Annotated in this window: 18 protein-coding genes; 7 read left to right on the forward strand and 11 right to left on the reverse strand. The window is 68.7% G+C overall.

Annotated elements, in window-relative coordinates; translation table 11 throughout:
* Positions 1–507 precede the first annotated feature (507 nt).
* Complete coding sequence (locus JUB11_RS20970) at positions 508–1,434, forward strand: hypothetical protein (RefSeq protein WP_207460534.1); 927 nt, start codon at positions 508–510, stop codon at positions 1,432–1,434.
* 372 nt (positions 1,435–1,806) lie between these two features.
* On the opposite strand, the gene JUB11_RS20975 is transcribed toward JUB11_RS20970, so the two are convergent.
* The 3 genes from JUB11_RS20975 to JUB11_RS20985 are packed head-to-tail and all read right to left on the reverse strand — an operon-like array spanning position 1,807 to position 5,101.
* Positions 1,807–2,796: an aldo/keto reductase gene (locus JUB11_RS20975; protein WP_207460535.1), complete on the reverse strand. Its 990-nt coding sequence runs from the start codon at positions 2,794–2,796 to the stop codon at positions 1,807–1,809.
* A gap of 43 nt (positions 2,797–2,839) precedes the next feature.
* Positions 2,840–3,958, reverse strand: coding sequence for a patatin-like phospholipase family protein (locus JUB11_RS20980; RefSeq protein WP_207460537.1), 1,119 nt, complete (start codon positions 3,956–3,958; stop codon positions 2,840–2,842).
* Positions 3,959–3,997: 39 nt separating this feature from the next.
* Positions 3,998–5,101: an SDR family oxidoreductase gene (locus tag JUB11_RS20985; protein ID WP_207460538.1), complete on the reverse strand. Its 1,104-nt coding sequence runs from the start codon at positions 5,099–5,101 to the stop codon at positions 3,998–4,000.
* Between the two features lie 196 nt (positions 5,102–5,297).
* On the opposite strand from JUB11_RS20985, the gene JUB11_RS20990 reads away from it, so the two are divergent.
* On the forward strand, positions 5,298–9,359 hold the full coding sequence (locus tag JUB11_RS20990) for a PAS domain S-box protein (protein ID WP_348771480.1): 4,062 nt from the start codon (positions 5,298–5,300) through the stop codon (positions 9,357–9,359).
* A gap of 17 nt (positions 9,360–9,376) precedes the next feature.
* On the opposite strand, the gene JUB11_RS20995 is transcribed toward JUB11_RS20990, so the two are convergent.
* Positions 9,377–10,804: an amidase family protein gene (locus JUB11_RS20995; RefSeq protein WP_247887221.1), complete on the reverse strand. Its 1,428-nt coding sequence runs from the start codon at positions 10,802–10,804 to the stop codon at positions 9,377–9,379.
* Between the two features lie 133 nt (positions 10,805–10,937).
* Positions 10,938–11,087: a hypothetical protein gene (locus JUB11_RS21000; RefSeq protein WP_207460541.1), complete on the reverse strand. Its 150-nt coding sequence runs from the start codon at positions 11,085–11,087 to the stop codon at positions 10,938–10,940.
* 243 nt (positions 11,088–11,330) lie between these two features.
* Between JUB11_RS21000 and JUB11_RS21005 the strand changes: the two genes are divergently transcribed.
* Positions 11,331–13,916 carry an EAL domain-containing protein gene (locus JUB11_RS21005; RefSeq protein WP_207460542.1) on the forward strand — a complete coding sequence of 862 codons (2,586 nt, stop codon included), beginning with the start codon at positions 11,331–11,333 and terminating at the stop codon, positions 13,914–13,916.
* Here the strand turns inward: JUB11_RS21005 and JUB11_RS21010 are convergent.
* Positions 13,879–14,802 (reverse strand): LysR family transcriptional regulator, encoded by a 924-nt coding sequence (locus JUB11_RS21010; protein ID WP_207460543.1) that lies wholly within the window; start codon positions 14,800–14,802, stop codon positions 13,879–13,881. The genes JUB11_RS21005 and JUB11_RS21010 overlap by 38 nt on opposite strands.
* Positions 14,803–14,945: 143 nt before the next feature.
* On the opposite strand from JUB11_RS21010, the gene JUB11_RS21015 reads away from it, so the two are divergent.
* Together JUB11_RS21015 and JUB11_RS21020 are read left to right on the forward strand one after the other, a co-directional pair.
* On the forward strand, positions 14,946–16,169 hold the full coding sequence (locus tag JUB11_RS21015; protein ID WP_207460545.1) for an MFS transporter: 1,224 nt from the start codon (positions 14,946–14,948) through the stop codon (positions 16,167–16,169).
* Between the two features lie 16 nt (positions 16,170–16,185).
* Complete coding sequence (locus JUB11_RS21020; protein WP_207460546.1) at positions 16,186–17,010, forward strand: aldo/keto reductase; 825 nt, start codon at positions 16,186–16,188, stop codon at positions 17,008–17,010.
* A 100-nt stretch (positions 17,011–17,110) separates the two neighbouring features.
* Here the strand turns inward: JUB11_RS21020 and JUB11_RS21025 are convergent, their stop codons facing one another.
* Together JUB11_RS21025 and JUB11_RS21030 are read right to left on the reverse strand one after the other, a co-directional pair.
* Positions 17,111–18,169, reverse strand: coding sequence for a DUF808 domain-containing protein (locus JUB11_RS21025; protein ID WP_207460547.1), 1,059 nt, complete (start codon positions 18,167–18,169; stop codon positions 17,111–17,113).
* Positions 18,170–18,296: 127 nt separating this feature from the next.
* Entirely contained in the window at positions 18,297–19,406 is a 1,110-nt protein-coding gene (locus JUB11_RS21030; RefSeq protein ID WP_207460549.1) for a CaiB/BaiF CoA-transferase family protein, read from the reverse strand.
* 186 nt (positions 19,407–19,592) lie between these two features.
* Here JUB11_RS21030 and JUB11_RS21035 point away from each other — a divergent pair, with 186 nt between their 5' ends.
* Together JUB11_RS21035 and JUB11_RS33240 are read left to right on the forward strand one after the other, a co-directional pair.
* On the forward strand, positions 19,593–20,021 hold the full coding sequence (locus JUB11_RS21035) for a group III truncated hemoglobin (protein ID WP_247887222.1): 429 nt from the start codon (positions 19,593–19,595) through the stop codon (positions 20,019–20,021).
* A gap of 195 nt (positions 20,022–20,216) precedes the next feature.
* On the forward strand, positions 20,217–20,351 hold the full coding sequence (locus JUB11_RS33240) for a hypothetical protein (protein ID WP_282189124.1): 135 nt from the start codon (positions 20,217–20,219) through the stop codon (positions 20,349–20,351).
* Between the two features lie 93 nt (positions 20,352–20,444).
* Here the strand turns inward: JUB11_RS33240 and nhaA are convergent, their stop codons facing one another.
* The 3 genes from nhaA to JUB11_RS21050 form a co-directional block, all read right to left on the reverse strand.
* Positions 20,445–21,671, reverse strand: a complete 1,227-nt coding sequence (gene nhaA / locus JUB11_RS21040) for a Na+/H+ antiporter NhaA (RefSeq protein ID WP_207460551.1) — start codon at positions 21,669–21,671, stop codon at positions 20,445–20,447.
* A gap of 174 nt (positions 21,672–21,845) precedes the next feature.
* Positions 21,846–23,261 (reverse strand): Nramp family divalent metal transporter, encoded by a 1,416-nt coding sequence (locus JUB11_RS21045; RefSeq protein ID WP_207460553.1) that lies wholly within the window; start codon positions 23,259–23,261, stop codon positions 21,846–21,848.
* A 467-nt stretch (positions 23,262–23,728) separates the two neighbouring features.
* A complete protein-coding gene (locus JUB11_RS21050; RefSeq protein WP_207460555.1) occupies positions 23,729–23,998 on the reverse strand; it encodes a hypothetical protein in 270 nt (89 codons plus the stop codon).
* Positions 23,999–24,000 lie beyond the last annotated feature (2 nt).

The following is a 24,000-nucleotide window of genomic DNA, read 5'->3' on the forward strand; positions in this document are numbered from 1 at the left end:
CTCGCGCATGGGAACCTCCAAAGCCTCCATAACGCTTTGGAATCACGTTTCTCCAGACGAATCAAGTCTCTGATTGGGTTTTGACCCTAATATGTTGTAGCTTGGCTCTGATTTTATCCTGTAATATTCCTGTAGGTAAAAAAACCTCTATTATGCTCAATTTTGACCATGTTATGAATAGTGCTCTACTGTTTAGCGCCTTGTACGCTTCGCCTTCATTGTCGCATGGTCTATCTGGACGGTGAGCCCGTAGGTTTATTGTTGAGAAAATTTCCTCAAGATGACGGAATTAAGTGTAAGAATGAGCAAAATAATCATTCTGGTTCTTGCGTTGATAATGTGCCAGAATACGGAGATCAGCGCTTTTGGCAGCCCTCTGTGCATGCTAAATATATATACCCCTAAATATAACCCCTCAAAATCTCATTGCGCGCAATTTAATATAAAACCCTAATAATATAAAGGCAGCGCTTCTGGTTTGCAGGCGGATAAAAGGGAGAACAGATAGTGAGTTTTCGCCAGAGTGTTAACTTCGTTCCGCACGAGCAGGTGGATTGGCGAGTATTTGATCCGACGCTGCAGCGCATCACCAACTTTATGCACGTCAGCAACAAACCCGAAGAGCAATGGATCGTTGAAACAACGCGCGCTATTGGGGATTGGCGCTCGCTTGTGCGTACGACCTTCATGCGTACGATCCTAGCCATAGATGCACTTGAAGCCGCAGCCACGGCGTGCGCGGCAAAACCTGAGGAACCCATTTCTATCAACACGTTGCGTCCTAGTCATTGGGGTGCCAAGGAAGTCATCTTACACTCTTGGACAGGGGCGGAGGCAGCTGGCAATCACAGACACACTGCTGCCCTTCTGCCCGCTTACGGGATCACCGACCTAGTCGGCGCCTGGGAGGAAATCACTCTGTCCATGTATCGCATTTTCCTTACCCATCACCCACAACTTCTGATGACTGGCGATCACAAGCAAATGCGCCGCCTCTACTATGATCGTAACAAGGATAAGGCAGCCGAAGAGGCTTGGTCATCGGCCTGGACAAGCCGCTTAGAGGGGTGGGCGCGCAGCAAAACTCACGATGGGTTAGCCAAAGTGTTCAGGGCCTACGTGGAACACGCAAAGTTGAAAACGCCAACATGGCATCGTCATGTCACTGTCACGGATTGGATTATGACTTTAGATGGCTTTGCCGAACTACGCAATTCAATCACCCATGGCGCACATACGGTTTCCGCGAGACTTGCTTCCGCATTCAACCGACCAGGTGCCATGAGCATCGTCTTCACTAGTGGGGACCCACTGCACATTGAGCGCCGCCACCTACAGCTTCTGGAGTGTTTTTTTGATCAACTGCTTTCCGGGCTAAATCTTTCTCTTCTTGAACGTGCAAGGGGTCCGTTGCCGCATCCAAAGCGTCGCTAGTTTTTGTGCGTTCTCGTGCTGGCATTGCTGCTACAATCGACTATTCTTCTGTCCAATCCGAAAAAAGAGAAAGCCCGCCTCCACATGCATGGGGCGGGCAAGTTTCGCGATAGGCCCCCGACCTGTCAAAAAGGGGACGTCGTCACCATGCCCTCGATAACCATCGTTTCTCACCGGAGAGTGCGGCTTACCCATTTCGGGCTCTCCGGCAGCCACGCAAAGAAAAGGCCCGCTCCGGGATGGTCGGAGCGGGCCGAGGTGTGTGCTGTGCAGGGAAATCGCCGCCGGGAATGCCGATGCCCAGCGGCTGGGGAAAGGTTAGGCCCGCCGGGGCACCGCGTCGAATGAACGATATTTCATGTGGCGCCCGGCTCAGCCCGCGGGCGTCGGTGCCTCCTCCGGCAGCAGGCCTTGAGTCTTCAGCGCCCGCCAGAACGCCGCCGGGATCGGCTGGCGCATCAGTTCGGCGTTGTGGCGGACCTTGTCGGCGCCCTTGGCGCCGGGAATGACGGAGGCGACGACGGGGTGCGCCGCGCAGAATTGCAGGGCGGCGGCGCGGATGTCCACGCCGTACTCCTTGCAGAGCGCGGCGATGCGGTCGCGGGCGGCGACCTTGTCGGGCGGGGCCTCGGCGTATTCGAACGTCGTGCCGCCGGCCAGCAGGCCGGAGTTGTAGGGGCCGCCCACCACGATCGACACGCCGCGCTCGGCGCAGGCCGGGAACAGCCCCGCCAGCCCGGCCGTGTCGAGCAGGCTGTAGCGCCCGGCCAGCAGGAAGACGTCCGGATCGGCCATGCGCAGCGCCCGCTCGCAGGCCTCCGTCCGGTTCACGCCCAGGCCCCAGGCGCGGATCACCCCTTCGTCGCGCAGGCGGGTCAGCGCGCGGGCGGCACCCTCCATGGCCTTGTCGAACAGTTCGGTCCAGCCGGCGCCGTGATGGTCCTCGGCGATGTCGTGGATGTAGGCGACATCGATGCGCGCGAGTCCCAGCCGTTGCAGGCTGTCCTCGATGGACCGCAGCGCGCCGTCCGCGGAGTAATCGTATTCCATGCGGAAGGGCAGGCCGCCGACGAAGGGCGGCTGCGGCTTGGCGTTCACGTCCGCCCGGAACAGGCGGCCGACCTTGGTGGACAGAACGAACTCGTCGCGTTCGTACCGGCGCAGCACCCGGCCGAAGCGGTGCTCCGACAGGCCGGAACCGTAATGGGGTGCCGTGTCGAAATAGCGGATGCCGCTGTCCCAGGCGGCGGTCAGGGCACCCTCCGCCGTCTCCTCGTCCACGCGGGCGAACATGTCGCCGAGCGGGGCGCCCCCGAAACCGAGCGGGCCGGGTGGCGCGAAGCGCTTGGTCGTCTCAGCCATTGGAATCTCCTTCGATGATGCGTGATTGGCGGAGCCCCGGCCGTCAGCCGTCCACCTCCGCCGGCTCGCCGCCGCTGAAGGCGTGCAGGGCGAACTCGCCGGGGGCGGCGCGGCGGGCGCCCACGGTGTGCAGGGCCTGCTCCATGTCCGCCCGGCCGCTCTCCCAGCGCTCCGTCAGGACCGGGCGGGAGAAGTCGAAGGCCCGCATCTCGACGTCGCTGGCGACGCTGGCGTGGGACAGCAGCAGCAGCGTGACCGCCCCCTCCGCCCTCATGCCCTCGGCCAGGGCCGGGGCCAGGGCGGGGTCGGCGCGCAGCTCCGCCGGGAGCCGGTCGCCGAGCAGGCGGATCTGCCGGCGCAAGGCGTGGACCCGGCGCAGCTCCTTCACCGCCCGCCAGGTCTGGGTGGAGAGCAGCAGTTCCAGCTGCCGGTCCATCGCCTGCCCGACCGTCCTGGGGCAGCCGCCCTGCCGGCGGAACAGGTCGAGCGCGATGCACAGCCGGTTGTCCGGATCGGGCTCCTCCAGCGCGGCCTCGATCGGCAGGTTGGCCCCCATGCCGCCGTCGAAATACAGGCGCCCGTCGATCTCCACCGGCGGGAAGAAGGGCGGGAAACCGCAGCTCGCCAGCAGATGATCCACGCCGATCGGCCCCTCGGCCGTGTCGAAACGCGCCTCCTCGCCGCTGTGCCCGTCCACGGCGACCACGACCAGCCGGATCTCCCCGCCGTTCAGCCGCTCGAAATCGAGCGCGCGCTTCAGGCTCTCTCGCAAGGGGTCCAGCTCGTAGATGCTGGTGTCCGTCGGCATGCCCGGCAGCATCGACAGGGCGCCCGGAAAGCGCGGCCGGAAGACGGCCGGGCTGCCGAGCAGGGAGGATTGCAGGGCGCGCGCCCGGTTGCCGCCCCAGGTCATCGGCCCGTAGGCCGGCCCAAGAGCGAAGGCCGAGCTGTCCTGCGCCGCCGACTCCCAGAACCCGCGCAGCTTCTCCACCCGCTGTTCGGGCGGGTTGCCGGCGATGATCGCGGCGTTGATGGCGCCCGTGGACACCGCGACCATCCGGTCGGGCCGCAGCCCCCGTGCGTGCAGCGCCTCGTAGGCGCCGCCCTGATAGGCGCCGAGCGCGTTGCCCCCGCCGAGGACGAGCGTGATGCGCTCCGTCATGACGCGTCCCTCACTTCGAAATCCCGATCCGGCCGCTCCTCAATCCAGCCCGTCCGCCATCGCCTCGGCCAGGGGAACGGGCCTTTCCCTCATATGATCCTCCATCCGTTCCGGCATCGCCTCCCGGCGCGTGTCCACCCGCCGCGACCCAGCGCCGGCCCGCTCCTGCGCCCGGCTCCAGTGACGCCACGCCATCAGCCCGAGCGGCAGGCCGACCAGCGCCACGGCTAGCAGCGACGGCACGCCGCCGTTGTTCGGTCCCTTGCGCCAGCCGCCGTCCACCCGGTGCTCGTCGCGCATCGGCTCGAACAGCGTGCCGGTGGTCTCGTCGCTCGGCTCGTCGGCGAGGAAACCGTAATTCAGCGCACGGCCGTTGATCCGCGTCATCAGGGACGGCGCCAGCCGCTTGGACAGGATGGCCGTCCGTCCGGCGCCGCCGATGATCACCTCGGCGCGCGGCCGCTCCACCAGCCCGACCACCGTGCGGGCGACCTTCTCCGGCGTGTAGACCGGCGGGGCGGCGCGCACGCGGTGGTGGCTGTAGTTGGCGGCGTGCTGGAAGAAGGGCGTGTCGATGACCGACGGCAGGATGGTGCAGATGTGGATGTGCGGCTGGTCCAGCACCTCCTGCCGCAGGCTCTCGGCGAGTCCGCGCACGGCGAACTTGCTGGTGGCGTAGGCGGTGGAGTCCGGCTTGGCGAGCCGCCCGACGATGGAGGCGTTGTTGATCAGCACGCCGTGGCCCTGGCTGCGGAACTGCCGCATCGCCGCCTTGGCGCCGTACATGTAGCCGAAGACGTTCGTCTCGATCACCCGGCGCCAGACCTCGGACGGGATGTCCTCGAACCGGCCGAAGACGCCGACGCCCGCGTTGTTGAACCACACGTCGATGCCGCCGAAGCGCGCGACCGCGCGCCGCGCCAGCCGCTCCACGTCCCCCTCGACCGTCACGTCGGTGGGCAGGGCGAAGGCGTTGCCCCCCAGCTCCCGGCATTCCCGCGCCACCTCCTCCAGCCGGTCGGCCCGCCGGGCGGCGAGCAGAAGGTTGGCGCCGCGCTCGGCGAAGGCCAGCGCCGTGGCGCGGCCGATCCCGCTCGACGCGCCCGTGACGACGGCGGACATCCCGGCAAAGGATCGGGTCATGGGGCTCTCCCGGCTGCTTGCTGCGTTGCAAAATCCGGGGTGAGAACAGCGCAATCCTCCGTCCGTTGCAGGGGAATGCGGGGAAGCGGCGGAAACTTCGGGGCGGAAACTTCGGGGCGGCGGCGGGCCGGGGTGCGGAGGATCCCGTGTTCCGGCTGTTGGCGCACGAGGTGACGAACCCTTCAGGAATCCGCCCGTGCCCAACGCCGCCAGCCCGCAAGACGCCATTGCCGAGGAACTGAGTTACCGCAAGCACCAGCAGGAGCTGCTGGCCCATTTCGGCATGGTGGCGCTGAAGAGCACGGACGTCGCCGCCCTGCTCCAGGAGGCGACGCGGCTCTGCGCGGAAGGGCTGCGCACCGAACTGTGCAAGGCGCTGGAGCGGGTGCCCGGACCGGACGGGGAGGACAGGCTGCTGGTCCGGGCCGGCGTCGGCTGGGCGCCGGGCGTGGTGGGGCAGGCCTTCGTCGGGGCCGACCTCGCCTCGCCCGCCGGCTTCGCGCTGAAGACGGGGGAGCCGGTCATCTCCAACCATCTCGGCGGGGAAACGCGCTTCCGCACGCCGCAGCTCCTGGCCGAACACGGGGTGCGGCGGGCGATCAACGTCATCATCCGGGGGGAGGAGGGCCCCTTCGGCGTGCTGGAGGTGGACAGCCCGCAGGAGGGCAAGTTCGACATGGCGGACGCCGCCTTCCTTCAGAGCTTCGCCAACCTGCTGGGCAGCGCCATCGACCGGGCGCGGGTCGAGGCCGCCTTCCACGAGCAGAGCGAGCAGCAGCGCATCATGCTGGAGGGCATCCGCGACCACGCCATCTTCATGATGGACACCGACGGCCGCATCACCAGCTGGCCGTCCGGCGCCCAGGCCATCTTCCAGTGGCGGCCGGAGGAGGTGCTGGGCCAGGACACCGCCATCCTCTTCACGCCGGAGGACCGGGAGGCCTGCGCCCACCGGCGGGAGCTGGACACGGCGCGCGAGACCGGCTTCGCGCTGGACGAGCGCTGGCACGTCCGCAAGGACGGGTCGCTGTTCTTCGCGGAAGGCTCGGTCCGGCCGCTGTCGGACGCGCGCGGCAACCCGCGCGGCTTCCTGAAGGTCGCCCACGACGCGACCGAGCGCCGCCGGACGGAAGAAGCGCTGCGCGAGAACGAGGCGCAGTTCCGCACGCTCGCCGATTCCATCCCGCAGCTCGCCTGGATGGCCGACGACGCCGGGCGGATCTACTGGTACAACCGCCGCTGGTACGATTTCACCGGCACCGAGCCGGGCGAGGCCGAGGGCTGGGACTGGCGGCTCGTCCACCACCCCGACCATGTCGAGCGCGCCGCAAGCCGCTTCCTGCGCGCCATCGAGGCGGGCGAGCCCTGGGAGGACACCTTCCCTCTGCGCGGCCGTGACGGGCAGTTCCGCTGGTTCCTGTCGCGCGCCATGCCGGTGCGTGACGGGCGCGGGCGGGTGGTGCGCTGGCTCGGCACCAACACCGACGTGACCGAGCAGCGCGAGGCGGAGGCCCGCATCGTCGAGGCCGAGCGCCGCCTCCAGATGGCGCTCAGCGGTGCCCGCGTCGGTGCCTGGTCCTGGGACCTGACGAGCGACCGGATCGAAGCCGACGCGCGGCTGCGCGACATCTTCGGCTTCGGCGCGCAGGACCCGCTCCTCGGCGCGCAGGTGTTCGAGCGCATCCACCCCGACGACCGCGCCACCATCCAGGCCATCATCGAGAAGGCGCGCCGGGAGGGCGGGGAGTACGACGCGGAGTTCCGCATCCTGCTGCCGTCCGGCGAGGTGCGCTGGGCCGTCGCCCGCGGCATCGTGGCCGACGCCGGCCCGGACCGGAACCTGCTGCTGATCGGCGTGACCTGGGACACCACCGACCGCAAGCGGGCCGAGGAAAGCCTGCGCATCAGCGAGGAGCGCTTCCGCTCCCTGGTGGAGGCGACCGCCGCCATCGTCTGGAGCGCCTCGGAGGACGGGCGCTTCGTCCGGCCGCAGCCGGGCTGGAGCGCCTTCACCGGCCAGAGCTTCGAGGAGCTTCGGGGGACTGGCTGGATGGAGGCCATCCACCCCGATGACCGGCCCGCCACCATGGCCGCCTGGAACGACGCGCTGGCCAGGCGCGCCATCTACAAGGCCGAACACCGGCTGCGCCGCGAGGACGGGACCTACCGCGACATGCTCGTCCGCGCGGTCCCGATCCTGGACGAGGCCGGCCAGGGTCAGGGCGGTACCCCGGGCAGGATTCAGGAATGGGTGGGCGTGCACACCGACATCACCACCCGCCGCCGCGCCGAGGAGGCCCTGCGCGAGACGGAGGAGCGCTACCGGCTGGCGGCGCGGGCCACCAACGACGCCATCTGGGACTGGAACCTGGAGGCCAACCACATCCTCTGGAACGAGGCGGTCCGCACCCTCTTCGGCTATGGCGAGGACCACACGGAGACGAGCGGCGACTGGTGGAAGGAGCAGATCCACCCGGAGGACCGCGAGCGCGTGGTGCAGGGCATCCATGTTGTGATCGAGGGCGAGGGCACCCGCTGGAACGAGGAGTACCGGTTCCGCCGCGCCGACGGCAGCTACGCCAACGTGCTGGACCGCGGCTTCGTGCTGCGTGGCCTGCGCGGGCGGCCCTTGCGCATGATCGGCGCCATGCAGGACATCACCGAGCGCAAGCAGGCCGAGGCCGAGCTGGCCGCCGCCCGCGACGCGGCGGAGGAGGCGAACCTCGCCAAGAGCCAGTTCATCGCCAACATGAGCCACGAGCTGCGCACCCCGCTCAGCGCGGTCATCGGCTACACCGAGATGCTGGAGGAGGAGCTGAGCGACATCGGCGCGCAGAGCATGCTGCCCGACCTCCAGAAGATCGAGGCCAACGCCCGCCACCTGCTGAACCTCATCAACGGCGTGCTCGACATCTCCAAGATCGAGGCCGGCCGGATGGAGGTCCATGCCGAGAATTTCGAGGTCGGCCCGCTCGCCCGCGAGGTCGCGACGACGGTGCAGGCGCTGGTGGAGAAGAAGGGCAACCGGATGGAGATGCGCGTCGGGGAGGGACTCGGCACCATGCACACCGACGTGGTGAAGGTCCGCCAGTGCCTGTTCAATCTGCTGAGCAACGCCGCGAAATTCACCGAGCGCGGCACCGTCACCCTGTCCGCGGAGCGGGAAGGGGAGGAGGTGCTCTTCCGGGTCGCCGACACCGGCATCGGCATGACGGCCGCGCAGGTGGACCGGCTGTTCGAACGCTTCATGCAGGCCGACAGCTCGACCACGCGGCGCTTCGGCGGCACCGGGCTCGGGCTGGCGATCACCAAGGCCTTCGCCGAGATGCTGGGCGGCGGAATCTCGGTGGACACGGCACCCGGCAAGGGCACGACCTTCACCCTGCGCCTTCCGGCGGAGCTGCGCCGCGCCGGGGTGGCCGCGGTCGCCGCCGCCACCCAGACCGGCAACGGCGCGGTGCAGGCGCCCCAGGCGCCGGCCGTGCAGGACGCGCGCGAGACGGTCCTGGTCATCGACGACGAGCAGGCCATGCGCGAGCTGCTCGCCCGCTTCCTGCACCGGGAGGGGTTCGGGGTGGCGCTCGCCCCGGACGGCAAGGAGGGTTTGGATCTCGCCCGGCGGATCCGCCCCAGCGCCATCCTGCTCGACGTGATGATGCCGCACGCCGACGGCTGGACGGTGCTGTCGGCGCTGAAGGCCGACCCGGAGCTGGCGGAGATTCCCGTCATCATCGTCTCCGCCCGCCGCGAACAGGCTTTGGCCCAGTCGCTGGGCGCGGTGGATTACTTCACCAAGCCCGTGGACTGGCAGCGGCTGCACCGTGTGCTGGACGGGCTGAAGGGACCGGCGCCGGGCTCGGCGCTGCTGCTGCTGGACGAGGACGAGACGAAGGACCTGCTGACCGCCGGGCTGGCGGAGGACGGCTGGAACGTCCGGGCGAGCGACACGCGGGAAAAGGCGCTGGAACAAGTCGCGGCGGCGCGCCCGACCGTGATCCTGGTCGACCTCCACACGGCGAGGATGGACGGCTTCGCCTTCTTCCAGGAATTGCACCGCAACCCCGACTGGCGCGGCATCCCCGTCATCCTGGTGACCGGGGAGGAGCCCGCCAGCCGCGAGGCGGAGCGGCTGCGCGGCGAGGTCCAGACGATGATCCCCCTGGACGAGGCCGGGCCGGAGGCGGCCATCGAGCAGCTCCGCGAGGCGCTCGCCCGCCTGCGCGCGGCCCAGGCGGAGCCCCGGCGCCGGTCGGCGTGACCCTCCGGCCTGACGGGTCAGGCTGGGGGCGGGGCAGGCTCGCGCGGGTCGATCGGCACCGCCGTGCCCAGCCCCAGAATCCCCTCCAGCAGGGCGGCGGCCGAAAGCAGCCGGTGCTCGCCGCCCGGCGGGCCGACGAGCTGGAGCCCGACCGGCAGTCCGTCCGGCGTGAAGCCGCAGGGCAGTGACAGGGCCGGGCAGCCGGTCAGCGTGACCGCGAAGGTCAGGGCGAGCCAGCTGATGTAGGTCTCGAACTTGACCCCCTGCGCCTCGGCGATGTAGCGGACGCGGCAGTCGAAGGGCGGGACCAGCACCGTCGGGGTGACGAGCAGGTCGTGGGTTTCGAAGAAGGCGGCGGTGCGCCGCAAGAGGTCGCCGCGCGCCCGCGCCGCCCGCCCGATCTCCCCGGCCGACAGGGCGAGGCCCTTCTCGATGTTCCAGACCACCTCGGGCTTCAGCGCGTCGCGCCGCTCGGCCAGCAGGGGCGCCATCTCCATGGCATAGCCGGCGGCGCGCAGGGTCTGGAACACGGGTTCGGCGTCGCGGAAGTCGATGCAGGCCTCCTCGACCGCCGCACCCGCCTCGGTAAAGCGGGCCACGGCGGCCGCACAGGCCGCGCGCACGGCCGGGTCCACCGGCACCATGCCCATGTCGGGCGACCAGGCAACGCGGCGCGGCGCCACTGGCTCGTCCACCGCCGTCACGAAGGGGCGGGCGGGCGCCTCGCGGCTCCAGGGATCGGCGGGGTGCTGGCCGCTCATCGCGTCGAGCATCAGCGCCACGTCGCCGACCGTGCGGCCCATGGGGCCGTGCACGTCCAGGTCGGCGAAGGGAAGGGCGGAGGGCCCGTGCGCGACGCGTCCCAGCGACGGGCGCAGGCCCACCACCCCGCAGAAGCTCGCGGGGATGCGCAGGGAGCCGCCGAGGTCGGTGCCGTGCGCCAGCCAGACCTGCCCCGACGCCAGCGCCGACGCCGACCCGCCGGAGGAGCCGCCCGGCGTCAGCGCCGTGTTCCACGGGTTGCGCGTCGTCCCGAACACCTCGTTGAAGGTCTGGGCGCCGGCCCCGAATTCCGGCGTGTTGGATTTGGCGACGACCAGCGCGCCGCGCGATTCCAGGATCTCCACCACGATGTCCGACCGTTCGGGCACCCGGTCGGCGAAGACGGTCGAGCCGCGCGTCGTGCGCACCCCGGCGACGTCGGCGAGGTCCTTGATCGCGACGGGGAGCCCGTGCAGTTGCCCCGGCCCCGGCCGGAGTTCCTTCGGCAGCGCCGCCGCCCGCTCCCGCGCCCGTTCGAAACAGCGCGTCGGCAGCGCATTGAGCGCGCCGTCCGTCGCGGCGGCCCGCCGCTCGGCGGCGTCGATCAGCTCCAGGGGGCTGACCTCGCGCCGCTCCAGCAGGGCGACGGCCTGACGGGCCGTCAGTCGAATGAGATCGTCCAAGAAAAGGCTCCAGCGGTCCGGGCAGAAAAATGGAGGAGGGTTCTTACCCGAGAACCGTTGGTGGAGCAAACAATGGGGATGCGAGAAACAGGAATGCGGGGCAGCGCGCTCCGATTCGGGGCGCCTCGGTCTTCTACCGCTCGACCGGCTCGCGCTCTTCCGCATCTCCGCCTGTCGGCTTGGCGGGGATGATGGTCGCGTAGGCGGAGGATCCGGTTTGTACGTAGATCACGGTCGGTTCGGCGGCCGTCTCTCGGCTCTGGTTCTTCTGGGGCGTGGTCATGCGCGTTCGATCCGCTTCGTTGTTGTTTCCGGTGGCCTTGGTTTGCGGTGCAGCAACAGCCAAACCGCCGGTTTGTTGCGCGGATCGCCGGTCGATTCCGCCATGCGAAAGAAGCCGCCCCTTGCGACCTAGGCGGGTGCTATGCCCTTTTTCGGAGGGCTGATTAGAAAAATTCTAACGTTCCGTTAAGGTTGCCTGCGACAAAAAATAGAAACATAAGAATTTATCGGGGCGGAGCCTATCTTGGGGTTACAGAGCGGTCAGCAAAAGCACGGTCGCGCGGAGAGCGACGCCCGCAGCCTCAACATGCTGGCCTGCACATCCGCGGTCTTCGTCCTGCTGAGCATTGTTTTCGCACTGTTCGTCGCCGTCACCTCCTTGCGGCGCATCGACGCGATCGCGCTGGAGCACGCCACGGCCGAGGTCGAGCGGGCGCTGGCGGAATCCGTCACGACCATGGGCAAGAAGGCGCTCGAATACAGCCTCTGGAACGACGCCGTCGAGAACATCGTCGTCCGTTTCGACCCGGAATGGGTCAATGACAACACCGGCCCCTACGCGGAAAGGTTGTGGCACCTCGACCGCTCCTACGCCGTGGACGGCCGGGACCGGCTGATCTACGCCTCGGCGGACGGCGCCCTGCGGGACGATGTCGAGGAGGCCCAGCGCGAGACCGCCGAACTGCGGGCGGTCTTCGAGGCGGCCCGCGCCCGGCCGGAGACGTTGAGCGGCGTCACCCGCATCGGTGCGTCCTGGTATGTCTTCGGCGCGCATGTCCTCGCCTACGAGGAAGGGCGCGATCCGCTGCCGGCCGATCCGGCGGAGCCGGTCCAGGTCTTCCTGAAGTCGCTGAATGTGGACATCGCGCGGATAGCCGCCTCCCGGCAGACGGGTATGCTGCGCTTCCTGCCGGCGGACCCCGCGGCGCAGACGGACACGGGCGAAGGGGCGGGGGAGATGGCCTCCGTGTCCGTGCTCGATGCCGAGGGCAAGCCGGCCGGCCGGATCGTCTGGGCGCCGGAGCAGCCCGGCGACACCATCATCGCGGAGCTGGCGCCCTTCGCCGGCGCCTTCGGCGGCGCCGTGGCCGTCCTGCTCATCGTGTTCTTGCGCGTGCTGCTGCGCCTCAAGCGGCAGGACGCGCTCCGCCTCAGCGAGGCGCGGCTGGCGCAGGCGCAACGGATCGCGCGGCTGGCCTACGCCGTCCATCTGGCCCAGGACGTTCTGGAGGTGTCGGACGACCTGGCCCACCTCGCCGGGCTGCCGGCCGGCGCCCGCCTGTCCAGCACCGCCGCCTGGCTCGACCGCATCGCCCCCGGCCAGCGGCAGGAGGTGAAGGACGCCTACGCCCGGGCCTGGAGCGAAGGCAGCCGTTTCGACATCGAATATCCGGTCACCCGGCCGGACGGGCGCGTCCTGCACATGCACGAGGTCGGCGAGCCGTTCCGCGACGCGGGCGGGGCCGTGCTCGGGCTCGTCACCGCCATCCAGGACATCACCGACCGCAAGCAGGCGGAGGAGATCATCCGCTACCAGGCGAGCTACGACGCCCTGACCGGCCTGCCCAACCGCACGCTCTTCTTCGACCGGCTCCAGCAGGCGATCCGGCGCGCGGCGCGCGACGGCAGCCGGACGGCGCTGCTCTTCATCGACCTCAACCGTTTCAAATGGGTCAACGACACGCTCGGCCACGGCACCGGCGACATGCTGCTGCGCGAGGCGGCGCAGCGGCTGGCCGGCTGCATCCGCGAATCCGAGACCATCGCCCGGCTGGGCGGCGACGAGTTCACGGTCATCCTGTCCGACGTGAAGGACCGCGCCGGGGTCGATGTCGTGGTGCGGCGCATCCTCGACCGGATCGAGCAACCCTTCCAGATCGCCGGCCAGACCCTGCACCTCTCCGCCAGCATCGGCATCACCTTCGCGCCCGACCAGGGGACCGAGGTGCAGCAGCTCGTGAAGAACGCCGATGTCGCGATGTACCAGGCCAAGCGCGAGGGCAACGGCGCCTGGGCCTATTACGCCCCGGACATGGACGCCGACGCCTACGAGCGGCTGCGCCTGGAGAACGACCTGCGCGAGGCAGTGGCACGGGACGAGCTGGAGCTGCATCTCCAGCCGATCTTCGACACCCGCACGGGCGAGCTGGCCGGGGCCGAGGCGCTGGTGCGCTGGCGCCACCCGGAGCAGGGGCTTCTGCTTCCCGCCAGCTTCATCCCCGTGGCCGAGGCGAGCGGCTTGATCGTCCCCGTCGGGGAGTGGGTCCTGAACGCCGCCGCCCGCCAGCTCGCCTTCTGGCAGGAGCTGGGCCGGACGTCGCTCCGCCTGGCCGTCAACATCTCCGGCGCGCAGATCAAGCATCCGGACTTCGAGGAAACGGTCCGGCGGGCCATCCGCGCCCACGGCATCCGCCCCGACCGGCTGATCCTGGAGATCACGGAGAACTTCATCCTCGACCCCTGCCCGGAGACGCTGCGGCGGATGCAGGCGTTGCGGGACCTGGGCGTCGCCTTCGCCGTCGATGATTTCGGCACGGGCTATTCGTCGCTGAGCTGCCTGAAGCGCCTGCCGGTGGACATATTGAAGGTGGACCAGAGCTTCGTGCAGAGCATGGCGCAGAACGAGGAGGACCGCGCCATGGTCCGCGCCATCGTCGAGTTGGCGCACAGCCTGCGCCTCCAGGTGATCGCCGAGGGGATCGAGACGGGCGAGCAGCAGGCGGCGGCCGGCCAGGTCGATTGCGGCTACGCCCAGGGCTTCTTCCTCGGCCGGCCGGAGCCGGTGGAGGGGTTCAACCGCCGCTTCCTGCCGGCGGCGGTTGAAGCATAGCCCGCAGCCGCGGCGTCATGAAATCCAGGAAGGCCCGGATGCGGCGGGGCGCGCGCTCCCGGCCGATGTAGAGGGCGTGGATCTCCTCGCTGTCCACCATCGTGTCGTCCAGCACCGTGACCAGCCGTCCAGCCTCGACGTCCGTCCGGACATGGAACTCCGCCAGCCGGGCGAGCCCCATGCCCAGCACCGCCAGGTGCCGCACCGTCTCTCCGTTGTTGGCGACGATGCGCCCGCTGACCTCGCGGTCCACCAGCCGGCCGCCCGACTTCATCGGCCAGACCGCGGCGGCCCGGCGGAAGTTGAAGCCCAGGCAGTCGTGATGCTCCAGGTCGGCGGCCTCCCTCGGCACGCCCTTGCGGGCGAGATAGTCCGGCGAGGCCACGATCCGCCGCCGGACATTGCCGAGCCGCACCGCCAGCAGGGCCGAATCCGGCAGCCGCCCGGTGCGGAAGGCGATGTCCACCTGGGCCGCGTAGAGGTCCACGATCTCGTCGGTTAGGGTGATGTCCACGCGGATGTCGGGATAAGCCTCCAGGAAGGCGGGCAGCAGCGGCAGCACGCAATGCCGCCCGAAGGGGACCGAGACGTTGATGCGGATGACGCCCGAGGGCGAGCGCGCCCCGCCCGCGATCTCCGCGTCCAGCGCGTCCAGCTCCTCCAGCAGGCTTTCCGCCCGCTCCCGGTAGGTTTCCCCCTCCGGCGTCAGGCGCAGCTGCCGGGTCGACCGCTCCACCAGCCGCACGCCCAGCCGGTCCTCGATCCGGGTGATCAGCTTGGCCGTGGCCGACGGCGTCATGCCGAGATCCCGCCCCGCGGCACTGAACCCTCCCAGCGCCGCCACCCGGAGGAACACCCGCATCTCCCAGACACGCGGATCGCTCATGGCCCGCCCTCTCTCCACCCACCTTGTCCCCCAATGACAAGATGATACGAAACCGGGCGGCATTCCCGCCAGCGCATTCCGGGTGCATCTAAGCGGCCTGCAAGATTGGCCCGCAAGACCGGGCCGCACCACTGGAGTGTTCCATGCCTCTCGCCCTGCTGGCCCTGGCCATCAGCGCCTACGCGATCGGGACGACGGAGTTCGTCAGCGTCGGCCTGCTGCCCACCGTGGCCAACGACCTGAGCATCACCCTGCCGACCGCCGGCATGGTGGTCAGCGTCTACGCGCTCGGCGTCACCGTCGGCGCCCCCGTCCTCACCGCCCTGACCGGCCGCTTCCGGCGCAAGCCGCTGCTGCTCGCCATGATGGGGCTGTTCATCGCCGGCAACCTGCTGGCCGGCTTCAGCCCCGATTTCGGCACGCTGCTGGCCGGGCGGGTGCTCAGCGCCTTCGCTCACGGCGTCTTCTTCTCGGTCGGGGCCACCATCGCCGCCGACCTCGTGCCGGCTGACAAGCGCGCCTCGGCCATCGCCCTGATGTTCTCGGGCCTCACCGTCGCCATCGTCACCGGCGTGCCGCTCGGCACCTGGATCGGCCAGAATTTCGGCTGGCGCGCCACCTTCCTGGCGGTCGCCGGGCTGGGCGTCGTCGGCGGGCTCGGCGTCGCCGCACTGGTGCCGCGCAAGCTCAGCCAGCCCCCGGCGGCAAACCTGGGCGACCAGTTCCGCGTCCTCGCCCAGCCGCGCCTGCTGCTCGCCTTCGCCATCACGGCGCTGGGCTATGGCGGCACCTTCGTCGCCTTCACCTTCCTCGCCCCGATCCTGGAGACCATCACCGGCTTCTCCAGCGCCACGGTCAGCCTCGTGCTGATGCTCTACGGCGCCGCCATCGCGGTCGGCAACATCGTGGGCGGCAAGGTCGCCAACCGCGACCCGGTGCGGGCACTGGCCTGGCTCTTCGCGCTCCAGGCGCTGGTGCTCTTCGTCTTCGCCTTCACGGCCGATTCGAAGATCCCCGCCCTGATCACGCTGGCGGGCATGGGGATGCTGGCCTTCGCCAACGTTCCGGGCCTCCAGCTCTACGTCGTCCAGCTTGCCCAGCGCCACGCGCCGGGTGCCGTGGACGTCGCGTCGGCCCTGAACATCGCGGCCTTCAACCTGGGCATCGCGGCCGGCGCCTTCTTCGGCGGGCAGGTCGTGGCCTCTCCGCTGGGGCTTGCCGCCACGCCCTGGGTCGGCGGACTGTTCGTGCTGGGCGGGCTGCTGCTGACGCTGATCAGCGGCGCGCTCGATCGGCGCGAGGGGCACGCCCCCGGCCTCGCCGGCCCAGCCCATCCCGGAACCGCCCTTCCCAACACCCACGCCTGACAAGGGATAGAGAACCATGCACACCGTCACCGCCAACGGCGCCGCCATCCCGGCGCTCGGCTTCGGCACCTTCCGGATGCCCGGCCCGGACGTTCTGCGGATGGTCCCGCAGGCCCTCCGCCTCGGCTTCCGCCACGTGGACACCGCCCAGATCTACGGCAACGAGGCCGAGGTGGGCGAGGCCATCGCGGCCTCCGGCGTGGCGCGGGCCGACGTCTTTCTCACCACGAAGGTCTGGGTGAAGAGCTACCGCCACGCCGACTTCGTCGCGTCGGTCGAGGAAAGCCTGCGCAAGCTCCGGACCGACCATGTCGATCTGCTGCTGCTGCACTGGCCGAACGAGGAGGTCCCGCTGGCCGAGCAGATCGGCGCCCTGAACGAGGTGCGCGCGGCCGGCAAGGTCCGGCACATCGGCGTCAGCAACTTCTCCACCGCCCTGATGGCCGAGGCCGTCCGGCTCAGCGACGCGCCCATCGTCACCAACCAGGTCGAATACCACCCCTACCTGAAGCAGGAGGTCGTGCTGGAGGCCTCGCGCCGGGCGGGCATGTCGGTCACGGCCTATTACGCGATGGCCGACGGCAAGGTCGTCTCCGACCCGGTCCTGAAGGACATCGGCGCCCGCCACGGCAAGAGCGCGGCGCAGGTCGTCCTGCGCTGGCTGGTCCAGCAGGAGGGGGTGGTCGCCCTGTCCAAGACGGTCGGCGAGGCTCGCCTCGCCGAGAACCTCGCCATCTTCGACTTCGCGCTGTCGGCGGAGGAGATGGCCGCGGTCCACGGCTTGGCGAAGCCCGACGGCCGCATCGTCAGCCCCGCCGGCCTGGCGCCCGTCTGGGATTGACGGAAGGCCCAGCCTGAAAGGTTGCCGCAATGGAAAGGGGCGGGTGCCGCGAAGCACCCGCCCTTTTCATGTCCGCAAGCCGCCTGTCAGCGGGCGGCCATCAATGCGCTGCCGTCGTGCGGCCCCGCAGCTTGCCCCAGGCGGGGATGGCGACGCTGTGGACCAGCGGGATCAGCGCGGCGCCGACCACCAGCCCGACGACGCCCGACAGCGCCGCCGTCACGAACCATTCGACCGCACCCGCGATCCCGGCGATGGCGTGGCCCGCGGCGGCGGCCACGTCGTGGATGGCGTGGCCAAGCCCGTCGAACCCGAACTCCTCCAGCCCGTGAACGATGATGCCGCCGCCGACCCACAGCATGGCGGCGGTGCCGACGAGGCTCAGCAGCTTCAGGAAGATCGGCATGCCGTAGACCAGCGCCCGGCCGAACCCCTGGGTCACCGGGCGCAGCGCCCGGTCGGCCCCGCCCGGCGTGGCCGTGCCGATGCCGCGCATGCCCAGCAGGCTGCTGGCCGGCGCCGGGTTCTGCGCCAGCGACAGGCCGGCGTCGTCCGCCTTCACGATCAGCGCCACGGCGCCATAGACCACCACCGTGATGCCGATGCCGACGATCGCCAGCACCAGCGCCTGGGTCCAGAAGCTGGAGGTCTCCTCGGCGACGGTGGACAGGGTGATGGCCATGATCTCCGCCGACAGGATCAGGTCCGTCTGGACCGCGCCCTTGACCTTCTCCGCCTCGAACCGGGCGGGGTCCGGCGTCTCCTCCGGCTGGATGCCGCCATGGCCATGCTTCTCCGCGTGCGGCCACAGCGCCTCGTAGGCCTTCTCCGCCCCCTCGTAGCAGAGGAAGGCACCGCCCAGCATCAGCAGGGGCGTGATGGCCCAGGGCGCCACGAAGCTCAGCAGCAAAGCGCCCGGCAGCAGGAAGACCAGCTTGTTCTTCAGCGAGCCCAGCGCGATCTTGCCAATGATCGGCAGCTCCCGGTCCGCCGAGAGCCCGACCACATAGCGCGGCGTGACGGCGGCATCGTCCACCACCACGCCCGCCGCCTTGGCGCCGGCCCGTCCGGCCTGCGCCGCCGCGTCATCCAGGGACGCCGCGGCCACCTTCGCCAGGCCGACCACGTCGTCGAGCAGTCCGATCAGTCCTACGCTCAAGGGGAAAGCCTCCGGTCCGTTCGGTGGCAAGCCCTGAGACCAGCAGCTCACCGTCTGCCTCCAACACCACCATGGCGGGGTCGGTTCCGGGAACAGGGACTTAGGTCGATACAGGGGGCGGCGCTGGCTAACCGATCAGCCCGTTCGCCTCGCCCAGCGCCGGGTATCCGGCCTCCGCTGCGTCGGCGCGCAGGCTGGGGGCGAGCGGGGTGGGCAGGGCGGGGATGCTGCGCCCGTCCGACGTCAGCCGGCGGTCGAACAGGCCGCGCCCGGCGAACTGCGGGTCGGCCACGGCCTCCTCCAGGCTGCTGACGATGGAACAGCAGACCTCCCGCCCGGCGAATGCCTCGCGCCAGTGGGCGGAGTCGCGCGCCAGGATGGCCGCCGCGACCGCCTGGATCGTGGCGCCGGGATCCCGGCCGTCGTCCCGCAGCTCCTCCGGCAGCCCGATCAGGTCGCAGAAGCCCGCCCAGAACTTATCCTCCAGCGGGGCGGCGGCGACGAATCGGCCGTCGGCGGTGGGATAGACGCGGTAGCGCGGCGATCCGCCCGTGAACAGCTCTCCCCCCGGCCGGGGCCACTGGCCGGCGGCGAGCCCCTGGCCGAGCGCCCAGAACTGGTAGGTGAAGAGGTTGTCGGCCATGGCGATGTCGAGATGGCAGCCCTTGCCCGACCGGTTGCGCTCCAGCAGCGCCAGCAGGATGTTGAACAGGGCTGGGTAGGTGCCGCCACCGACGTCCCCGACCAATGCGGCGGGCGGCACCGGCGCCCCGTCCGCCCCGGCGGCCAGAGACAGCATGCCGGACTCCGCCGCGAAGTTCAGGTCGTGGCCCGCCACCTGCGCCTTCGGCCCCTCCTGCCCGTAGCCGGTGATGGAGCAGTAGATCAGACGGGGATTGATGGCGGACAACGCCGCGTAGCCCAGCCCCAGCCGCTCCATCACGCCCGGCCGGTACTGTTCGACCAGCACGTCGGCCTCGCGCAGCAGCGGCATCAGCCGCTCCACCGCGTCCGGCGCCTTGAGGTCGATGGCGATGCTGCGCTTGCCCCGGTTCAGCAGGCCGAAATTGACGCTGTCCGCCCCGAATTTCGGCTCGTAGCTCCGCATCTCGTCGCCCCGGCCGGGCCGCTCGATCTTCAGCACCTCCGCCCCGGCCTCCACCAGCATCAGCGTCGCCAGCGGCCCCGGCAGCAGCGTGCTGAAATCGAGAACGCGGATTCCCTGGAGCGGACGCATGCCTCACCTCGTGCCTGTTCAAACTCTGTTCCGGCCGCGGACTATACGCCGGGCGAAGCGAGGCGCCATCGGCTCTTCGGTGGAAGGAAGCCCTCGACAGGAGCCGGGCGCCTGCCCAGATTGGCGGGCATTGAGGGGCCAAGCAGAGATAGGGTGGGACCGGCCGTGGAAAACCAGACGAGGGACATGAACTCTGGCGACCTGAACGCCAGGGAGCGGATGCGGCGCACCGGCATCGACGAGCCGATGATCGTCCGGCTGGTCCACGCCTTCTACGGCAAGGTCCGGACCGACGAACTGCTGGGTCCGGTCTTCAACCGCAAGGTCGAGGACTGGGACGAGCATCTGCGCACGCTGGTCGCCTTCTGGTCCTCCATCGCCATGGGCACCGACGGCTACAACGGCCGTCCGCTGCCCGCCCATATGGGCCTGGGCATCGAGGCCGAGCACTTCACCCGCTGGCTCGGGCTGTTCCGCGACACGGCGGCGGACGTCTGCCCGCCGGAAGCCGCCGCCTTCTTCATCGGCCGGGCGGAGACGATCGCGCGGAGTTTTCAGATGGGGTTGGATTTCCACCGCTCCGCCATGGCGAAAGGCGCTCTGCCGGCGGGCTGAGGCTCCGGGTGCAGCCTGCCCGCAGCCCTGGCGGGAACCTCCACCGCTGGCCGGCCCATCATTCCGCAGCGCCCACAGTCGGCAACCTTAACGAACACAGGCATGCGGATGCGCAGCGCCAGGGTTGAGTGTTTTGCGTATCTTGAATTATGTATACCACGCTATTCTCCCCTCACCGAACAAGGGAGACGATTTATGACTTACATGACTGTGACGCGTTTCGCCCGCGAGACCGCTCCTTCCCCGTCCCGGTTCGAGCGGCTGCTCAACGGCTTCCTGACTTTCATGAACGCCTGGTGCGAGAAGTCCCGCCTGTACGGGGTCCTGTAACCTTCCGACGGCGGAACGCCGGCGTCCCGGGCGCCGGGCACGAAAAAAGGGCTGCGACCATGTCGCAGCCCTTTGTCGTTCGCGCGGGAACGCTTACGCGTTCTGCTCGGCCTCGCTGAGAGACCGTGCCGGGGCGGGGCTCTTCGCGCAGGCGGCGCGCAGCACCAGCGCGCCGGCCGTGGCGGAGAGGAGCGAGCCGGCGAAGACGCCGACCTTCACCGCGTCGCCCAGCTCGGGCGAGGCCGGGAAGGCCAGCGCGCCGATGAACAGGCTCATGGTGAAGCCGATGCCGCACAGCAGGGACACGCCGTAGAGCTGCGCCGTGTTCGCGTGCGCCGGCATGTCCGCGAAGCCCAGCCGGACGACGATCCAGGCGGTCCCGAAGACGCCGACCATCTTGCCAAGGAACAGCCCCAGCGCGATCCCCAGCGGGAGCGAGCCCGTCAGGATCGAGGCGTCCATCCCGGCGAAGGAGACGCCGGCGTTGGCGAAGCCGAAGATCGGCACGATCAGGAACGCCACCCAGCCGTGGATGGAATGCTCCAGCCGGTGCAGGGGGGAGCGCATGTCGTCCGGCTTGCCGGGGGCGGGCCGCAACGGGATGGTCAGGGCGAGAGTGACGCCCGCCAGCGTCGCGTGGACGCCCGACAGCAGCACGGCACCCCACAGGCCCACGCCGAGGATGAGGTAGGGCCAGAGCTTCTGAACGCCGGCCCGGTTCATGGCGATGAGGCCGGCCAGGATGAGTGCCGCCGCACCCAGGGCGGGCATCGACAGGTCGGCGGTGTAGAAGAGGGCGATGATGATGACCGCGCCCAGGTCGTCGATGATGGCGAGTGCGGTGAGGAAGATCTTGAGCGAGGTCGGAACGCGCGGCCCCAGCAGCGACAGGACGCCGAGCGCGAAGGCGATGTCCGTCGCTGCCGGGATGGCCCAGCCCCGGATCGTCTCCGGGTTGCCGCTGTTGAAGGCCACATAGACCAGGGCGGGGACCAGCATGCCGCCGGCGGCCGCCACGCCCGGCAGGATCCGGCGCGACCAGGTGGAGAGCTGGCCGTCCAGCATCTCCCGCTTGATCTCCAGCCCGACCAGCAGGAAGAAGACCGCCATCAGCCCGTCGTTGATCCAATGCCCGATGCTGAGTCCCAGCACGTAGCTGTGCAGCGCGTGGAAATAGGCGTCCGACAGGGGGGAGTTGGCGACGATCAGGGCGAGCGCCGCCGCGATCATCAGCAGGATGCCGCCCGACGCCTCGCTGTGCATGAACTCCCTGAGGATGGAAATCGGGCGCTTTCCATTGGGTTGCGTCTGTCCTGCCATGACTGTTCTTCCTTTTTGATTGTCTTCCGGGTCTGCGGTTCCGGGCGCCCCTGCCCGGACCGGATCGCCGGCTCGGGGGCCGATGCCCGTGAGCGGGTGTCCTGAACGCAGAATGACGCCAGGGAATGTCCATTCCGTGGCGTCACGCTCCGCTTCAGGCGAACCCGCCTGGGATCAGCCCAGGAACTGGTAGTAGAGGACGTAGAAGGTCAGCAGGACCAGGCTGATGGTGCCGGCCCAGGCCCAGGCGAACTGGAACTTGCTCGGCAGCAGGTCACGCTCGAAGTCCGAGGTGAAGTTGTCCTTGACCGCCTTGATGGTCAGCCAGTACAGGACCGGCGAGAAGACCAGGGCCATCACCGACGCGACCTGGACCACGAAGATCGGCTCGGGCAGGCCGAAGACCACGGCGATGCCGGCGATCAGCCAGAGGATCTGCATGCCGCGGTACAGCAGCTTGCGGGCCTTCGGGTTGTCCCAATCCTTCTTCAGGCGGACGGCGCATTCCTCGAAGATGCGGGCCTGGCCGTCGAAGTAGGTGAAGACGGTGGAGAAGAGGGCGGCCACGCCGCCGGCGATGATGACCGGGAAGATCCACGCTCCGAAGGTGTTGGTGTAGATGCTGGCAATGGTGACGCCCATCTCGCTGCCCTTCGGAACCAGCCCCAGCGGGTTCAGCACCGCCGCGCCGACGATCAGGAAGATCATGCCCGACAGCATCGAGATGATGTAGCTGATGTTCATGTCGCGCTTGAACAGGATCAGGCTGTTCTTCATGTAGTTCGGGTCCATGTGCACGGTGTGCCCCTGGGCCCGCATCTCGTTCACCTTCACCATGCCGGCCTTCTTGTCCACGGCCCAGTTGGACTGCATGGGGGCGACTTCCAGCGTGGTGGGAAAATAGCCGAACATGGCGCCGAACAGCAGCATGGCGCCGACCGGCGGCAGGGTCGGCAGCAGGCGCGACAGATACTCGGCCGGCGGCGGAGCCTGAAGCGCGAAGGCGACGAAGCAGGACACGGCGAAGATGATGATCAGCAGCTTGCAGATGCCCTCGACCGCCTTGTAGCTGCCGAGCCACAGGATGGCGACGGTGCCGACCAGGATCGTGACCGCCCACATCTCCATCGGCATGAAGGGGAAGGCCGCCCACATCAGCGCCGCGCAGCCGAGCGCGCGCCCGGCGATGCCGACGGTGTTGGCCAGACCCTGGAAGATCATGAACCACAGCGGCCAGTTGCCGACGCGGTGGTAGGCGTTGATGATGGTCTCGCCCTTGACCATCGTGTAGCGGTGGGCGAACTCGAACGCGCAGTATTTGATGATGTAGGCGGCCAGGATCACCCAGAGCAGATCATAGCCGAACCGCGCGCCGGCGGTCGGCGCGTGCATGATGTGGCTGGCGCCGATGCCCGTCATCGCCGCGGCGATGCCGGGACCCATGGCCTTCCACGTGTCCATGAAGCCGGTGCCGGGCGCGGTCAGCCTGATTTCTTTTTTCGCCGCAGCGGCGGCGCCGGCGCCGGCGGTGGTGCCGCCATAATGCGGTCCTGCGCCGAGCGCGAGATCGCCTGTCGAGTTGATGCTCATTATTAGTCCTCCCTAGTAAACTCAAGAGCCGGTGAACGGCTGTCTGATTGGCGCTCTCAAGTCCCTCCCAGAACGGCAGTGAAGCATTGTATGCCGACGATGCGCGTCCCAGTGGAGGCGTTTCTGCGCGGGTCGTCCCGTTTTTCGCAGAGAAAAAAATGCAGAATCTCAGGGATTAAAATTCGACAGGGCGGTTTAATCAGATATCATTCCTGAAGAGACGGGAAGAGCGGTACCTGCAATATTAGGTGCAAGCCGATCTGTCCCGCAGTCTGATAGACATGACTCGGCCTATCCTGGAGGCATCATGCCACAGGATTTGCGTGCGGCATTCCAACACCCTGTGAAATCTGACAGGTTGGTCCGCATGGCGACCGCCATACATGATGTCTGCCTGGAGGCCGAACCAGCCTCCTGGCCCCTCCCCCGAAGGCCGCCTTATTGGGACCATAAGGCGGCCTTTCGCTTCAAAGCGTCAGCGCCTCTTCCAAGGAAACGCGTCGCGCCGAACGGAGCAGTCCGGTCATGCTGAAAGGACGATGCGGCGGTCGACGGCCGGACGGCCAATGGAAGCGATGGAAAAGCGCCTTGAGTTGTTCGGGAGGAATGGGTTCGGTGAGGGTCAGTGCTGAGAGGGTTGGTTCAACCGATGCCTGAGAGGTGATGCGCAACTTACCTGGAACAAAGGATGTGTCGTTCGCTTCCTGTCCGATTTCGCGGCCGACAGGCTCGCCCAACC

The sequence above is a fragment of the Azospirillum sp. SYSU D00513 genome (genome assembly GCF_017356015.1).
Taxonomy (GTDB): domain Bacteria; phylum Pseudomonadota; class Alphaproteobacteria; order Azospirillales; family Azospirillaceae; genus Azospirillum.

Excerpts from the sequence above, each read along its gene's own strand:
- JUB11_RS21045 (WP_207460553.1), bottom strand. The coding sequence starts at position 23,261 with ATGAGCATCAACTCGACAGGCGATCTCGCGCTCGGCGCAGGACCGCAT.
- JUB11_RS21000 (WP_207460541.1), bottom strand. The coding sequence starts at position 11,087 with ATGACCACGCCCCAGAAGAACCAGAGCCGAGAGACGGCCGCCGAACCG.
- JUB11_RS21015 (WP_207460545.1), top strand. The coding sequence starts at position 14,946 with ATGCCTCTCGCCCTGCTGGCCCTGGCCATCAGCGCCTACGCGATCGGG.
- JUB11_RS20985 (WP_207460538.1), bottom strand. The coding sequence starts at position 5,101 with ATGACCCGATCCTTTGCCGGGATGTCCGCCGTCGTCACGGGCGCGTCG.
- JUB11_RS21035 (WP_247887222.1), top strand. The coding sequence starts at position 19,593 with ATGAACTCTGGCGACCTGAACGCCAGGGAGCGGATGCGGCGCACCGGC.
- JUB11_RS21010 (WP_207460543.1), bottom strand. The coding sequence starts at position 14,802 with ATGAGCGATCCGCGTGTCTGGGAGATGCGGGTGTTCCTCCGGGTGGCG.
- JUB11_RS33240 (WP_282189124.1), top strand. The coding sequence starts at position 20,217 with ATGACTTACATGACTGTGACGCGTTTCGCCCGCGAGACCGCTCCTTCC.
- JUB11_RS20980 (WP_207460537.1), bottom strand. The coding sequence starts at position 3,958 with ATGACGGAGCGCATCACGCTCGTCCTCGGCGGGGGCAACGCGCTCGGC.
- nhaA (WP_207460551.1), bottom strand. The coding sequence starts at position 21,671 with ATGGCAGGACAGACGCAACCCAATGGAAAGCGCCCGATTTCCATCCTC.
- JUB11_RS20975 (WP_207460535.1), bottom strand. The coding sequence starts at position 2,796 with ATGGCTGAGACGACCAAGCGCTTCGCGCCACCCGGCCCGCTCGGTTTC.
- JUB11_RS21030 (WP_207460549.1), bottom strand. The coding sequence starts at position 19,406 with ATGCGTCCGCTCCAGGGAATCCGCGTTCTCGATTTCAGCACGCTGCTG.
- JUB11_RS21020 (WP_207460546.1), top strand. The coding sequence starts at position 16,186 with ATGCACACCGTCACCGCCAACGGCGCCGCCATCCCGGCGCTCGGCTTC.